Source organism: Mesorhizobium sp. (assembly GCF_005063415.1).
Taxonomy (GTDB): Bacteria; Pseudomonadota; Alphaproteobacteria; order Rhizobiales; family Rhizobiaceae; genus Mesorhizobium.
In genome coordinates this window covers 1-14,635 of the sequence record NZ_SUEG01000077.1, presented here as the reverse complement: position 1 = coordinate 14,635, position 14,635 = coordinate 1, and the positions used below count along the sequence as shown (strand labels likewise).

Genomic DNA, 14,635 nt, shown 5'->3' with positions numbered 1-14,635 from the left:
GAGCCGATCGGGGCGCTCGATGCCAAGCTGCGCGAGGAGATGCGGGCCGAGATCAAGCGGCTGCACATCAAGCAGGGCTCGACCAGCATCTACGTCACCCACGACCAGATCGAGGCGATGAGCCTCGCCGACCGTATCGTCATCATGCATGAAGGTGTGCTGCAGCAGGTCGGCTCGCCGGACGAGGTCTATTCGCACCCGGCGAATCTTTTCGTCGCGCAATTTGTCGGCAGCCCGGTGATGAACGTCGCCGACGCTTCGGTGACCGAGAAAGCCTCATCGGCCTCGGTAACGGTCGGCGATGCGGCCGCCGGTTTCGAATTCCCGCGCGCCTTGCTGTCGAAGCTCAACAGCCATGCCGGCAGCCAACTCGCGCTCGGCATCCGGCCGGAAGGCGTCCTCGTCCGCCGCGAAGCCGCCGAGGGATTCTTGCCGGTGGAGACGCAGATCGTCGAGCCGCTCGGGTCCTTCGACATCGTCGACCTCAAGGTCGGCTCCAAGATGCTGCGTGCGCGCACCAAGAGCGGCTTCATCGGCGGCCCCGGCGAAAGGGTCTTCGTCAGAATCGATCCCAGCCAGGCGCATTTCTTCGACGCGGCGAGCGGCAAATCGCTGGGAGTGAGACTCTGATGGCCCACATCCAGCTCAAGAACATCTCGAAGAAGTTCGGCAACCACACCGCCTTGACCGGGCTTGATCTCGACATCGCCGATGGCGAGTTCTTCGTCCTGCTTGGCGAGACCGGCGCCGGCAAGACGACGACGCTGCGCATGATTGCCGGCCTGGAAAAACCGAGCGAAGGTCAGGTCTTCATCGACGGCGTCGATGTCGCCGACTGGGGCGCGGCCGAGCGCGACGTGGCGCTGGTGCTGCAGCAATATTCGCTCTATCCGCGCTATACGGTGCGCGAAAACCTCGAATTTCCGCTGAAGCCGAAGATCCGCCGGCTGGCGGATGCCGAGATCAAGGATCGTGTCGATCGCGCCGCCAGGACGCTGCGGATCGAGCATCTGCTCGACCGCAAGACCGACAGGCTTTCAGGCGGCGAGATGCAGCGCGTCTCGATCGGTCGCGCCATCGTGCGCAAGCCGCGGGTATTCCTGATGGACGAGCCGTTGTCGGCGCTCGACGCCAAATTGCGCGAGGCGCTACGCACCGAATTGAAGAACCTGCAGATACAGCTTGGCGCCACCTTCCTGTTCGTGACGCACGATCAGATCGAGGCGATGTCGATGGGGGACAAGGTCGGCGTGCTCAACCATGGCCGCATCGTCCAGACCGGCACGCCGTACGAGATCTACAACAATCCGCGCGACACCTACGTGGCGAGCTTCGTCGGCTCGCCGCCGATGAACCTCATCGACGGCAAGCTCGTCAACGGACGTGCGGTGATGGCGCCGCTCAATTTCGAATTGCCGTTTGCGGGGGGTGCCAAGACTTCGGGGGGTGCCAAGACGGGCGCGGCGACCGACGGTCGCCCGCTCGTCTTCGGTATTCGTCCCGAGGACGTCTATCTCGAGACCGGCGCGCCGGTCGAGGCGCGGGTCCATGACGTCGAGAACCATGGCGTCGAGAAGATCCTGACGCTGCGGGTCGGCGACGCCATGCTGCGCGCCACCGTGCCGGCCAGGACCGACGTCCAGATAGAGCAGCCGGTGCGCTTTGCCTGGAACCCGGACAAGGTGGTGCTGTTCGACAAGGGCAGCGGAATAAGCCTGCGTCACGCCGGCTAAATACAAGCCTTTTACTGCGCTAGAGCGGGATGCGTTCAAAGTGAACCGTGCATCCCGTTCTATCTATCCGTTTTAGTCTGGCATTTGTGCGACGCCGTGTGATTCCGCTTGGCGTTCTCCGGTCATCCCCCGTACGGGGGATGCGGATGTTCCGATTTGTCGAATAGGCTGATCCTTCGGTCCCAAAAAGGGATTTGCACGCCCAATTTGGAGACCCAAATACGGAGGGTTGGCTATGGGAAATCTGTTACGCAGTTTTGCGACGATCCTGCTTGTCGCCGGTATGGGATTGTCGGCGGCGCATCTGGGCGAGGCACAGGCAGCCAAGAAAGTTGTCGCCGGTGCGCAGGTCGACGCCAAGAAGATCAAGGACCTCAACGGCGCGGTCAATCTGTCCACCAGTGACTGCAAGCTGTTGTTGAGCGGTACCGTCGTCGAAGTCTCGGATGGCAGGTGCGGGGCTTCCGGCAAATATTGCAAGAGCAGCGCCGGCTCGGCCTGCATCACCGAGCAATAAACCCGGCCAATGTTTAGCCGGCCTAAAGCGCGTCGCGTTCGACCGGCCTCATGCGACGCGCTTTAGATTTTTGTTTTGATGCATGTCGTTACCGCAAAACCGCTGCACACTTTTGCGCGACATGCATCAGCGGATCTCCGCCTGTTCCTCGGCCCGAAAATGGCTGGGCGGCGATCCGATGACCCGCTTGAAGGCGCGGCTGAAGGAGGCGTCGGATTCGTAGCCGAGGCGCGCCGCGACGACGGAAATCTTAAGCCGGTCGCGGACCAGCCATTGCCTCGCCTGGTGCATCCGCACCTGCGTGACGTACTTTGCCGGTGTTTCGCCGACAATGGTTGCGAAGCGCTCGGCGAAACCTGATCGCGAGGCGCCCATCATCTTCGCCAGAGCCTCCACCGTCCAGTCGCGGTTCGGTTCCAGATGGATCGCGGCGAGCACCCGACCGATCTCGCGGTCCCTGACCGCTGCAATCCATCCGGAAGAGTCGCCGCAGCCGCGCTCGACCCATGAGCGGATGACGGTTGCGGCAAGCACATCGGCCAGCCGCGCCAGGATGCCGCCGGAGCCGACGCGTTCCATCGTCACCTCGCGGGCCATCGCCTCCAGCAAATGTGGGATACCTGGCTCATAGGCCTCCAACTCATGTGCGCGCATCACGTCCGGCATCATGCCGAGCAAGGGGTGCAAGCCATCGAGATTGAAATACATGCTGCCGAAAAACAGCAAGGTGCCCGGACGGCAGCCGGGCACGCCCTCATTCGACATGCAATAGACACCCTTGCAGATTTCCTCGACCTCATAGCCGTGGATCGGCGCCGCCTCGATACCCGGCTCACTCGCCAGTGTGTGGGCTGAACCGCGAGGTAACAACACAGCGTCGCCCGCCTTGAGCTCGACCCATTCACCGGACGGCTGCAGCAACCAGCAGCCTTTGCGGCCGATGAAATGAAACCGTGCCGCCGCCTGAGCCGGAAAATGGATGCCCCAGGGTTCCTTCATCTCGCAACGGCCGTAATCGACACCTTCGAGACGCAATCCGCGCAATATGTCTGTCAGCGGATCGCCGGTGATAGGAATTTTGGACGAACGGTCAAACATAATGGTGTTGCTAGCATGGAAACTCCAGCTAGTCACTCCCTATGTTGCATTGCAGCTAAATGCTGCGCTGCAACAGACCGGAGATCCCTCATGACCGAACCCGCGACAGGCGTCATGGACGCCGTTCTCGACCCATCGGAAACCGGCGAACGATCCGAGCCCGCATGGGGGGCGGTGGTCTCCCTGGCGCTCGGAGTCTTCGGCCTGGTGACCGCGGAATTCCTGCCCGCCAGCCTGCTGACGCCGCTTGCGCAGGATCTCGGCATCACCGAAGGCGCCGCCGGGCAGGCGGTAACGGCCACCGCCGTCATTGGCGCGATCGCGGCGCCGACCATGGCCATTGTCACCAAGCGGCTGGACCGCAGGCTGGTCATGTGGGCGCTGACGGTGCTGCTTGTGCTGTCAAACCTGGTGGCCGCGTTTGCATCGTCGCTTCCCGTTCTTCTGATCGCCCGCATCATGCTCGGGATCAGTCTTGGCGGCTTCTGGTCGATGTCGGCAGCCATGGCGATGCGGCTCGTTCCGATGCGGCTGATGCCGCGCGCCATGTCGATCATCCTCACCGGCGTTTCGGTGGCGACGGTCTGTGCGGCTCCAGTCGGCGCCTATGTCGGCGACATCTGGGGATGGCGGACAGCGTTCATGATCGCTGCCGTGGTCGGCGCGCTGGCGCTGCTGGTGCAGGTGGCTACCATTCCGAAGCTGCCGCCGGCAGGTACGGCAGGTTTTCGCACGCTGCTGGAGGTGATGAAGCGCCCGATGATCAGGGTGGCACTGCTGGTGGTGCTGCTGGTCGCCTCGGGACACTTTGCCGGCTTCACCTATGTCCGCCCGTTTCTCGAGAAGGTGCCCACGCTGGACATCGAGACGATCTCGCTTGTGCTGCTCGCCTACGGCATTGGTGGCTTTTTCGGCAATTTCGCCGGCGGCTTTATCGCCGAACGCAGCCTCAAGGCAGCCGTCAGCCTGGCGCCTCTGCTGATCGCGTTTTCGGCGGTGTTGCTGCTGGTGGTCGGAGCCTCACCCGTGGTGGCTGCAATAGCAGTGGCCAGCTGGGGCTTTGCCTTCGGCGCCGTCCCAGTCGGGCTGCAGACCTGGCTGGTGCGTGCCGCCCCCGATCAGGCGGAAAGCGCCGGCGGGCTGATGGTTATGACATTTCAGGTCGCCATCGCGTTGGGCGCCGTCTTCGGCGGCCTGCTGGTCGACAATGCCGGCGTTGCCAGCGCCTTCGCCTATTGCGCGGCGGCGACGTTGCTTGCCGCCCTGGCGGCGTTCTTCCTTGGCCCGAAGCCGATCGAGGATCCCAAGGCCTAAACTGAACGGCCGTCGAAGTCGAAGACCGGCACGGCGGCGACGTCCAACGCCTCGATGCAATGAATATTGATATAGGCACTTCGCCCGCTTCCTTCGCCGACATCCTCGGCGAAGGGGTGAATGCCGCAGCTGCGGCAGAAGCGGTGGGCGATGACATGGTTGCCGAAGCTGTAGCGGCCGAGATCATCGCCCCAGGCAAGTACCCGCATGCTCTCATGCGGCACTGCCCATAGCAGTGCACCCTTGCGCGAGCAGATCGAGCAATTGCACCGAACGGCTCCGGTCAGCTCGCCTTCGACCTCGAACGCGACCTTGCCGCAGTGGCAGCTGCCTTGGTAGAGCAACGGGCCTTCCTCCTTCGGTTCGACAGGTGCAAATCCGACCGTGCCGGGCTATGTCTCCTGCGGCCAATTTCTGGCTGCTACCTCAAGACGTTGCAAGCATGCGGAGTCCGACACCGAAAAATGCAATCAGCCCGCGATCACCTCGAAGCAATTCTTTCGCGTCTTGCCGATCGCGTCGACGATGAAAGCGTTTTCGTAAAGCTCTACCCGGAAGCCGCACGGGCGGCGGCCGACGCCGCCGATGCGCGGCGAAAAGCCGGCGTCACGCTCGGGCCGCTCGATGGGGCGATCGTCTCGATCAAGGATCTGTTCGATGTCGCCGGCGAACCGACTACGGCGGGCTCGCTGCTGCTCGCCACGGCTGCGCCGGCGCTGCGGGATGCCATTGTCGTGCAACGGCTGCGCCAAGCCGGTGCAGTCATCCTCGGCAAGACCAACATGACCGAGTTCGCCTTTACCGCGATCGGCGTCAATCCACATTATGGCACGCCCGGCAATGCAAGCGATGCCAGGCGTATTCCGGGCGGCTCGTCCTCAGGCGGCGCGGTTTCGGTGGGCGAGGGTACCAGCGAAATCTCCATCGGTTCCGATACCGGTGGTTCTGTTCGCATTCCGGCATCGCTGAATGGCGTCGTCGGTTTCAAGCCGACGGCGCGGCGCGTGCCGCTTGCGGGTGCGTTTCCGCTGTCGGCCACGCTGGATTCGATCGGTCCGCTGGCCCGCACCGTCGCCGAATGTGCGGCGGCCGATGCAGTGATGTCGGGCGAAAACCTGGCGGCACTGTTGCCGCTGCCGTTGGACGGCCTGCGCATAGGTATTCCGCGCGGCGTGCTGTTCGATGATACGCAGGAAGAGGTCGCGACGACGTTCAACCGGTGTCTGCGCAAGATGGAACTTAGCGGCGCACGGCTTGTGGAGCTGTCGATCGACGACCTGCTTGCCGATCTGCGCGCGGCAACCCAACGCGCGTCGATCGCGGCGATGGAAGGGGCGGAGATCCATGCCGACTGGCTGGCGACGGGAGCGGCGACGCCGGTCGACCCGCGGGTAAGCGGACCATTGTCGCGCGCCGCCGCCATTCCGGCCACGGTCTATATCAGGGCAATGCGCCGCCGCACGGCGCTGGCCGCCGCAATGGATGACCGACTGTCGTCTGTCGACGTGCTGGCCCTGCCGACCACGCCGGTAACGGCGCCGACGATCGTCTCGACGACCGACGACGAGGCCCTGTGCAACAGGATCGAGGGCCTTCTGCTGCGCAACACGCAGGTCGCCAACCAGTTCGATCTATCAGCCATCTCGCTGCCGATGCCGGGAATGACGCGTCCGGCCGGGCTGATGCTGGTGGCGCGCAATGGCCATGACCACCACCTGCTGCGCATCGCAGCGGGCGTGGAGGCGCTGCTTGCAAATTGATCCGATAGCGCGGGTCAGCGCGACGAGCAGTGGCCGCGTTCGCTGTCCTTGGCGGCGCGTTCGATGCTGGTGGCAACCAGCCAAGGCAGGGTGTACCGCTTGCCGTTGAAGGTCCGGGTGCGGTTCTCGATCGATCCGACAACAACGACCTTGCCGGCATAGAGTTTGTCCGAAAGATCCAGCGCCTTGTCTTGCTGCGGTAGGCGATCGATGTCGATCGAAACACCTTTGATAAGCTTACCAGTAGCGAGGTCGAGTGCGCTGTTCGATGGACAGGGTGCCGCCACGCAGCGCAAGCCGTTGTCGCAGAACACGTAGCTGCCCTGTCCGTTGGCGAAGGCTTGCGCCGTCGCCACGCAGAAGCCGGCGGTCAGCAGGAATTTTGTGACGTGTGCCATGCCGGTACCGTCGCCGGCGAAATCGGGAAAATTAGGGCGCTCTCAGAAATCGGCAGGGAACCGCCGCCGGTAGTGCTCGACCACTTCGGGGTTGCGCAGATTGACCGGCAATCTGTTGGCCAGCACCAGCAAGGCTTCGCCAGACGCGCCGACGCCCATGCGCATCATCGACTGTTCGGTGATCCCGGCCATGTGCGGGGTGACGATGACATTGTCGAAGCCGAAATAAGGATGGTTGGGCGGCAGCGGTTGTGTTGCAAAGACATCGAGCGCGGCGCCGCCGATGCGGCCCTTCTGCAAGGCTTCGATCAGCGCGTCGTCGTCGATCACCGGCCCGCGCGAAACATTGATCAGCAGCGCATCCGGCTTCATCCGGTCAATGCGCTCGCGGCTGATCAGCCCCCGTGTTTCGGGCGTCAGCGGGCAGCACAGAACGATGATGTCGCTCTGCTCGATGAGAGCATCGATCGACAGGAAGCCGACCCTGTCCGGCGCCGGCCGCATGCTGCGCGTCGTCGCCACCACATTCAGATCGAACCCATGGGCGGCGATGTGGCCAACCGCCTGGCCGATCGCGCCGAGGCCGACAATGCCGATCGTCTTGCCCGCTAGCTCGCTGGCCACCACCGTGTGTTCGCGGCCCGCCAGCCAGCCCTTCGCACGCAAGTCGCGGTCCAACACACGAAAGCGCCTAAGCAGCGCCAGCGCCGCGAACATCACATATTCGGCGACGGATCGCGCGTTCACCCCCGGCACGTTCGCCACCAACACGCCGGCCGCATTGGCCGCTTCCATCGGTACCATGTCCAGCCCGGCGCCGTGGCGGATCGCGGCCCTGAGCTTCGACGCGCCTTCGAAAAGCGCCGCAGGCAAGGGAGCGCGAACGATGATGACATCGGCGTCCCTTGCCTCGGCGGCCAGCGTGGCCGCGTCGAGGGCGGAAGCAACGACGAGTTCGCTGGCCCCCGTCAGCATGGAAGCGGCACGAGGGTGCAGTCTGTGTGTTGACAGGATCTTGGGCATTTCAGGCCTTTTCGAGCGCTGGGCTTTCCGGTTCCGCCCCACGCCCCTCGATCAGCCCCTTCCAGTAGCTTTCCGCGCCTTGCAGGTGGGCGCTCATCAGCGCCTGGGCGAGATTGCCGTCGCGGCGCAGCAGCGCCTCGTAGATCTGGATATGCTCGGCATGGGAGCGCACGCTGCGTTCGGGATCGTTGAAATAGATCGGCAGGCGCAGCTCACCCATCATGTAGTAGACGCTGCAGATATTGTGGAAGACGCTGTTCTTGGTCGCCCGCACGATCTCGAGGTGGAACTCGCGGTCTTCCCGGGCAAGGCCTTCACCGGCGGCGATGCGATCCTCGGAGGCCTTCAGGATCTCGCGCAGCCGCTCGAAATTCTCCTCGGTGGCGCGTGAACAGGCAAGTTCGGCGGCCTTGATCTCGTGGATCTTGCGCAACTCGACCGTCTCGTAGATCTGGACGGGATCGAGCGGCAGGCCGGCGCGGGCGAACAGCGCCATCGCCTCGACGCTCGCCTGCTTCGTATCGATGTAGATGCCGGATTTCGCCCGTCGCTCGACGATGCGCATGGCCTCGAGAATGGCCAGCGCCTCGCGGATCTGGCCGCGGCTGACGCTGAAATGCTCTGCCAGTTCGCGCTCCGACGGCGTGCGGCCCGTCTCCTTGTCCGAATGGGAGAACAGATAGGCGGCGAGTTCCGCGAGAAGGTTCTTTTCTTTCATGTCAGCCGTGTTGCGCGTGCGCCTCCAGGAACCGCTCCGAAATGGTGAATCCCAGCCCGGGTCTATCAGGGATCGCTACCATACCGTCCTTTGCTTCGACAGTCTCTTCGATCAGATCGTGAATCATCGGGTTGGCGCCGAGCGAATATTCGACGGTGAAGCTCGCCGGCGAAGCAGCGCAGACATGCAGCCCGGCAAAGAAGCAGGGCGCGCCGGCCCAAAGATGCGGCGCAAAGCGCAGATTGAAGGCGCTGGCGATGGTGCCGATCTTCATCGCCTCGCTGATGCCACCGCAAAAGGCCGGATCCGGCTGGAAGATATCGGCGGATTTGAGTACGGCGAGGTCGCGGAAGGCATAGCGTGTCGCCTCGCTTTCGCCGGTGGCGATCGGGATCGAACCGCAGGCGCGCACCTCGGCCATGCCGGGCTTGTCGTCGGCGATCACCGGCTCCTCGAACCAGGCGAGATCGAGGTCGCCGGCGAGATGGATGAAGCGCTTGGCTTCGGCCACCGTGTACGTGCCGTGTGCGTCGACCATCAGGTCGATATCGGGACCGAGCGCCTGTCTTGCGGCGCGGACGCGAGCGGCCGAGATATGTGGGGCGCCGTCCATGGCGCCGACGCGCATCTTCAGCGCCTTGAAGCCGCCCTTGGCGATGTAGGACTGCAGCTGGTCGCCGATGGCTTCCGCAGTGGCCCAGCCGCCGGAAGCATAGGCCGGCATGCGGTCCAGCTTGCGGCCGCCGAGCAGCCGCCAGACCGGAACGCCGAGCGATTTGCCAAGAATGTCCCACAATGCGATGTCGACCGCGCTGATGGCGGCGATGCTCATGCCCCGTCGTGCCAATTGCGGCATGGCATGGCCGGCGCGAGCGGCGCTGTCGTGGCGCGTGCCATTATAGAGCATCTCCCATATGACGCCGATGTCGGCCGGGTCGCGGCCGACCAGCTGCGGGCCGACCTCGTAGTTCAGCAAATGGACAAGAGCGCCGTAGCTGCCGGCGCTGCCGGCGGCATTCTTGCCTTCGCCCCAGCCGACCAGACCGTCGTCGGTTTCGATGCGCAGGATGGCGGCGTCGAACGTCGCGACCTGACCGAAGTCGCTGCGGTGCTGCTTCGCGGCTTCGATCGGTATGCGGACCCACCAGGCTTGGACCGTCTTGATGCGCATGTTCATCCTCGGCCCGGCCGCGGTGAGGCGGAAGGGCTTTTTCCAAACGGCTCGGCTACTTGATCAGCGGCAGCAGCGTTTCCGCGTTGATGCGCATCTGGTCGGTGTAGAATTTCTCCGTGAGCACGCTGGAGCCGTGGTCCTGAATGAATTTCAGCTGCTCCGGCGAGATGTCGACGGGGTTGCGTTCGACCATGTCGGGATAGGGGGCAGCCGGCGTGCGGTCGACGGGGGCGACGAATTCATTGGTCAGCGCGCCGTCATAGCCGATCTCCTTCAGCGTGCCGACGATCTTCGGCCAGTCGATCTGCCCGAGGCCGGCGGCGAAGCGGTTGTTGTCGGCGACATGGAAGTCGTACAGGCGCTTGCCGACCTGCCGGATGGCGTCGTAGACGTTAAATTCTTCCATGTGGATGTGGTAGGCGTCGAGGCAGACGCCGCATTCGGGGCTGACCGCATCGGCCAGCGCCAGTGCCTGGGCGCCGCGGTTGAACAGATAGGTCTCGAAGCGGTTGAGCGGCTCGACCGCGATCTTGACGCCGACCTTCTTGGCGTGGGTGAAGCATTCCCGGGTGGCGTCGACCACCCATTTCCATTCCTCTTCCTCGGTGCCGTCCGGCACCACCTTGCCGACGGTGGCCGGAACCAGCGTGATAATCTCGCCGTCGAGCTCGCTGACCATGGTCAGCACGTCCTTGACATATTGCACCGAGCGCTCGCGCTGGCCCTGGTCCTTGGCAGCGAGATTGCGCTCGCCCAGCATCAGCGTCACCGCTCCCCAGCAGCGAATGCCGTGCTCCTTCAGCAGCGCGCGCGTCTCCTTGGGCTTGTATTGTTCGGGTTCGCCGGAAATCTCGATCGACTCATAGCCGAATTTCTTGATGCGCTTGAGCGTCGTTTCCAGCGGCTCCGCCCGCATCCAATTGTGTGTCGAAAGATGCATGGTCTATCCTTCCCAGAATCGCCTGTACCAGTTCGCCTGCGGCGCACTCTGCCGAAGCCTGCCGCATGATTCCTCCCCAAGGCGTCCCAGCATTTTTTAGCAAACTGGTTCGACCAATTGGGCTTAATGGGAGGTCTACAGTAATTTCATCTGGACGGCAAGAAGTGCTGCCATCAAGCGTTGGCTCATGACTATGCTATTGATTACACTTAAACATGTGGCTTAACTCGGCATGGTTGCAGGGCTGCGGCAGCGCGTCAAACGGCTTGACCAGATTTCGACATTTGGTAATACCAGAATAGCGGCGCCGAGCGCGCTGTGCAAAGAGACCAAAGAGGCTGGCCCTGTTTTCAATCGGCGCTATGCTTGGTCGTGAAACATAGGGAGATGCCGATGCCGACGACGATGAAGGGGCCTGGTCTGTTCCTGGCGCAGTTTGCGGGCGACGCCGCTCCGTTCAATTCGCTGGCCTCGATCACCAAATGGGCGGCTGGTCTGGGCTACAAGGGCGTGCAGATCCCGACATGGGACGCCAGACTGTTCGATCTCGAGAAGGCAGCCTCCTCCAAGGCCTATTGCGACGAGGTGAAGGGCATCTGCGCCGATGCCGGCGTAGAGATCACCGAATTGTCGACGCATCTGCAGGGGCAGCTGGTGGCGGTGCATCCCGCCTATGATGCGCAGTTCGACGGCTTTGCGCCGGCTGCGGTGCACAACAATCCAAAGGCCAGGCAACAATGGGCGGTCGAACAGATGAAGTTCGCCGCCAAGGCGTCGAAGAATCTCGGGCTCAAGGCGTCGGTGTCGTTTTGCGGCGCCCTGGCCTTCCCATACCTCTACCCCTGGCCGCAGCGGCCGGCGGGATTGATCGAGGAAGCGTTTGCCGAACTCGGCAAGCGCTGGAAGCCGATCCTCGATGTCTATGACGAGAACGGCGTCGATGTGGGCTACGAAATCCATCCGGGCGAGGACGTGTTCGACGGCGCGACGTTCGAAATGTTCCTCGATGCGGTCGGCGGCCACAAGCGCTGCAACATCAACTACGACCCGTCGCACTTCCTGCTGCAGCAGCTCGATTATCTCGAATTCATCGACATCTACCACGAGCGGATCAAGGCGTTCCACGTCAAGGACGCCGAATTCAATCCGACCGGGCGGCAAGGCGTCTATTCCGGCTACCAGAGCTGGACCAACCGCGCCGGGCGTTTCCGCTCGCTCGGCGACGGGCAGGTGGATTTCGGCGGCATCTTCTCCAAGCTCACCCAATACAATTACGATTCATGGGCGGTGCTGGAATGGGAATGCTGCCTGAAGCACCCGGAGGATGGTGCGGCCGAAGGCGCTCCCTTCATCCAGCACCACATCATCAGGGTTACGGAAAAAGCGTTCGACGATTTCGCTGGCGGCACGACCGATAAAAAGGTGCTGCGCGGGATGATGGGGATCTAGCACAGATATCCCTCCCCCTCGAGGGGAGGGTGGCCCGGAGGGCCGGATGGGGTCGGTCCATGCCGAGCTTCATGCCCGGCGCTATGCGTCGACCCTCCCCTCAAGGGGGAGGGTATCTCAGATAACGAGGGAGAAAATCATGGTTGGTGCATCGAAGGCGGAAACGGGGGGCGGTCCGATCCGCTACGGCATGGTCGGCGGCGGACAAGGCGCCTTTATCGGCGCGGTGCACCGCATCGCAGCGCGCATGGATAACGAGTTCGTGCTGGTTGCCGGTGCCCTGTCGTCGGATCCGGAGCGCGCCAAGGCCTCGGCGGCCGAGCTTGGGCTCGATCCGGCGCGCAGCTACGGCTCCTATGCCGAGATGGCGAAGGCAGAGGCCAAGCGGCCGGACGGCATCGAGGTGGTCGCCATCGTCACGCCTAACAATGTACACGTGCCGGCCGCCAAGGCTTTTCTCGAGGCCGGCATCCACGTCATCTGCGACAAGCCGCTGGCAACGACGCTGGCCGAGGCAAAGCAGCTGGCGGCTCTGGTCGAAAAGACCGGCAAGGTGTTCGTGCTGACGCATAACTACACCGCCTATCCGATGGTGCGGCAGGCACGCGACATGGTGGCCAAGGGGCAGCTCGGCGATATCCGCATCGTGCAGTCGGAATATCCGCAGGACTGGCTGACCGAAGATCTGGCCGCCACCGGCCAGAAGCAGGCTGCGTGGCGCTCAGACCCCAAGCAGGCCGGTGCCGGCGGTGCACTGGGCGACATTGGCACGCATGCCTACAACCTTGCCCGTTTCGTCTCCGGGCTGGAGCTCGATTCGCTGTCGGCCGATCTCGATGCTTTCGTAGCGGGGCGGCTGCTCGACGACAACATCAATGTGCTGCTGCGCTTCAAGCCGGCCGGCGGGTCGCACCCCGCCAAGGGCATGATCTGGGCAAGCCAGGTGGCGCCCGGCCACGAGAACGGGCTGAAATTGCGCATCTACGGCTCGAAGGGCGGGCTCGAATGGGTGCAGGCCGATCCGAACTATCTCTGGTACACGCCGTTCGGCCAGCCGAAGCAATTAATCACCCGAAATGGCGCCGGCGCACTTCCCGTCGCCGGTCGGGTCAGTCGCGTTCCGCCAGGCCATCCGGAAGGCTATCTCGAAGGCTTTGCCAATATCTACCAGGAGGCCGCGCGCGCCATTCGTGCAGCACGTAGAAAGGGCGGCAAGCCGGCTAAGGATGTCGTTTTCCCGACTGTGCAAGACGGCGTCGAAGGCATGGCCTTCATCGAGGCCTGCGTGAAGTCGTCGAAGAAGAATGGGGCGTGGACGAAGCTTTAATCACTGCGTCCGGTTAGCGGGAAGTCCCCCTCACTCGGATTGCCGGCCGAATTGCAAGGGCAATTCGGGGCAATCCGACCTCTCCCCGAGGGAGAGGAGATCGCCGGCGCTGGCGTCTGCCTCTTCTCCCCAGCGGGGAGAAGGTGGCCGCGAAGCGGCCGGATGAGGGGGCTTGTGGCGAAGTCGCCGGAGGAGCAAGCCCGGCCGTCAAAGGGGAGGGGGCGTCGATGAAAATCGGCATGTGCATGCTGTTGTGGACGACCAGTGTCTCAAAAAAACACGAGCCGCTGTTGAGGGACATCAAGGCGACCGGGTTCGACGGCGTCGAGATACCGGTCTTCTCCGGCACGCCGGACGGCTACAAGAAGCTCGGCGAGCTGCTCGACCGTATCGGGCTGCAACGCACCGCGGTCTCGGCGATGGGCGATCCGGAGATGAATTTGATCTCGGCCGACGCCTCGACGCGCAAGGCCGGTATCGACTACATGAAATCGGCGATCGACTGCGCTCAGGCGCTTGGCGCGAACACGTTGAGCGGCCCGCTCCATTCGACACTCGGGGCCTTCTCCGGCAGCGGGCCGACGGCGGCCGAGAAAACACGTTCGATCGCCTCGCAACGCGCCATTGGCGACCATGCCGGCAACAAGGGTGTCACCATCGGGCTGGAGGCGCTCAACCGCTTCGAATGCTATCTGCTTAACACGATGGACGATTTGTCGGAGCATATCGACGCGATCGACCGGCCGCACATCAAGGCGATGTACGACACCTTCCACGCCAACATCGAAGAGGCCGACCCGATCGGCGCCTATTCGCGTAACCGCAAGAACGTCGTCCATATCCATATTTCGGAGAATGATCGCGGCGTGCCGGGCCGCGGCCACATCCCCTGGAAGGAGACTTTCTCAGCCATTCGCAACAGCGGCTATGACGATTGGCTGACGATCGAGGCGTTCGGCCGTTCGCTGAAGGATTTGGCCGCGGCCACCAAGGTGTGGCGCGACTTTTCCGAAGGCCCGGAAGCGGTTTATCGGGAGGGATATAAGCACATCAGGGATGGGTGGAAGGCGGCCGCGTAGGGCCTGCTAGGCAACAAGCTTGATGGGAAGAAAAAAATCTGCGTCGGCAATCCTTCACACCCCCCTCTGTCCTGCCGGACATCTCCCCCGCAAGGGGGGAGATCG

At 63.3% G+C, this 14,635-nt stretch carries 15 protein-coding genes; 8 read left to right on the top strand and 7 right to left on the bottom strand.

Features of this window, described 5'->3' with window-relative positions:
* The 3 genes from E5W70_RS19790 to E5W70_RS19780 form a co-directional block, all read left to right on the top strand.
* The coding region (locus E5W70_RS19790; RefSeq protein WP_292661211.1) for an ABC transporter ATP-binding protein at positions 1 to 630 on the top strand (630 nt) is incomplete at its 5' end.
* Positions 630 to 1,733: an ABC transporter ATP-binding protein gene (locus E5W70_RS19785; protein ID WP_292661208.1), complete on the top strand. Its 1,104-nt coding sequence runs from the start codon at positions 630 to 632 to the stop codon at positions 1,731 to 1,733. The genes E5W70_RS19790 and E5W70_RS19785, both read left to right, overlap by 1 nt.
* 235 nt (positions 1,734 to 1,968) lie before the next feature.
* Positions 1,969 to 2,250 (top strand): hypothetical protein, encoded by a 282-nt coding sequence (locus E5W70_RS19780; protein WP_292661206.1) that lies wholly within the window; start codon positions 1,969 to 1,971, stop codon positions 2,248 to 2,250.
* Between the two features lie 126 nt (positions 2,251 to 2,376).
* Here E5W70_RS19780 and E5W70_RS19775 read toward each other — a convergent pair whose 3' ends face one another.
* The gene (locus E5W70_RS19775; RefSeq protein ID WP_292661204.1) at positions 2,377 to 3,348 is read right to left on the bottom strand and encodes an AraC family transcriptional regulator; all 972 of its coding nucleotides are present in this window, start codon (positions 3,346 to 3,348) and stop codon (positions 2,377 to 2,379) included.
* 90 nt (positions 3,349 to 3,438) lie between these two features.
* Here E5W70_RS19775 and E5W70_RS19770 point away from each other — a divergent pair, with 90 nt between their 5' ends.
* Positions 3,439 to 4,662, top strand: coding sequence for an MFS transporter (locus E5W70_RS19770; RefSeq protein ID WP_292661201.1), 1,224 nt, complete (start codon positions 3,439 to 3,441; stop codon positions 4,660 to 4,662).
* On the opposite strand, the gene E5W70_RS19765 is transcribed toward E5W70_RS19770, so the two are convergent.
* Positions 4,659 to 5,006 (bottom strand): GFA family protein, encoded by a 348-nt coding sequence (locus E5W70_RS19765; RefSeq protein WP_292661198.1) that lies wholly within the window; start codon positions 5,004 to 5,006, stop codon positions 4,659 to 4,661. The two genes, E5W70_RS19770 and E5W70_RS19765, sit on opposite strands and share 4 nt — an antisense overlap.
* Positions 5,007 to 5,126: 120 nt before the next feature.
* On the opposite strand from E5W70_RS19765, the gene E5W70_RS19760 reads away from it, so the two are divergent.
* Positions 5,127 to 6,422 (top strand): amidase, encoded by a 1,296-nt coding sequence (locus tag E5W70_RS19760; RefSeq protein WP_292661196.1) that lies wholly within the window; start codon positions 5,127 to 5,129, stop codon positions 6,420 to 6,422.
* A 14-nt stretch (positions 6,423 to 6,436) separates the two neighbouring features.
* On the opposite strand, the gene E5W70_RS19755 is transcribed toward E5W70_RS19760, so the two are convergent.
* From E5W70_RS19755 to E5W70_RS19735, 5 genes are read right to left on the bottom strand one after another with little or no spacing between them, the layout of a single operon-like run.
* The gene (locus E5W70_RS19755) at positions 6,437 to 6,820 is read right to left on the bottom strand and encodes a hypothetical protein (RefSeq protein WP_292661193.1); all 384 of its coding nucleotides are present in this window, start codon (positions 6,818 to 6,820) and stop codon (positions 6,437 to 6,439) included.
* 42 nt (positions 6,821 to 6,862) lie between these two features.
* Positions 6,863 to 7,843: a hydroxyacid dehydrogenase gene (locus E5W70_RS19750; RefSeq protein WP_292661190.1), complete on the bottom strand. Its 981-nt coding sequence runs from the start codon at positions 7,841 to 7,843 to the stop codon at positions 6,863 to 6,865.
* Between the two features lies 1 nt (position 7,844).
* Complete coding sequence (locus E5W70_RS19745) at positions 7,845 to 8,561, bottom strand: FadR/GntR family transcriptional regulator (RefSeq protein ID WP_292661187.1); 717 nt, start codon at positions 8,559 to 8,561, stop codon at positions 7,845 to 7,847.
* Between the two features lies 1 nt (position 8,562).
* On the bottom strand, positions 8,563 to 9,732 hold the full coding sequence (locus tag E5W70_RS19740; RefSeq protein WP_292661184.1) for a mandelate racemase/muconate lactonizing enzyme family protein: 1,170 nt from the start codon (positions 9,730 to 9,732) through the stop codon (positions 8,563 to 8,565).
* Between the two features lie 55 nt (positions 9,733 to 9,787).
* Positions 9,788 to 10,675 carry a sugar phosphate isomerase/epimerase gene (locus E5W70_RS19735; RefSeq protein WP_292661182.1) on the bottom strand — a complete coding sequence of 296 codons (888 nt, stop codon included), beginning with the start codon at positions 10,673 to 10,675 and terminating at the stop codon, positions 9,788 to 9,790.
* Between the two features lie 393 nt (positions 10,676 to 11,068).
* Between E5W70_RS19735 and E5W70_RS19730 the strand changes: the two genes are divergently transcribed.
* The 3 genes from E5W70_RS19730 (at position 11,069) to E5W70_RS19720 (ending at position 14,530) form a co-directional block, all read left to right on the top strand.
* Positions 11,069 to 12,124, top strand: a complete 1,056-nt coding sequence (locus E5W70_RS19730) for a sugar phosphate isomerase/epimerase (RefSeq protein WP_292661180.1) — start codon at positions 11,069 to 11,071, stop codon at positions 12,122 to 12,124.
* 139 nt (positions 12,125 to 12,263) lie between these two features.
* On the top strand, positions 12,264 to 13,451 hold the full coding sequence (locus E5W70_RS19725) for a Gfo/Idh/MocA family oxidoreductase (protein WP_292661177.1): 1,188 nt from the start codon (positions 12,264 to 12,266) through the stop codon (positions 13,449 to 13,451).
* 227 nt (positions 13,452 to 13,678) lie between these two features.
* Positions 13,679 to 14,530 carry a sugar phosphate isomerase/epimerase gene (locus tag E5W70_RS19720; RefSeq protein ID WP_292661173.1) on the top strand — a complete coding sequence of 284 codons (852 nt, stop codon included), beginning with the start codon at positions 13,679 to 13,681 and terminating at the stop codon, positions 14,528 to 14,530.
* Positions 14,531 to 14,635 lie beyond the last annotated feature (105 nt).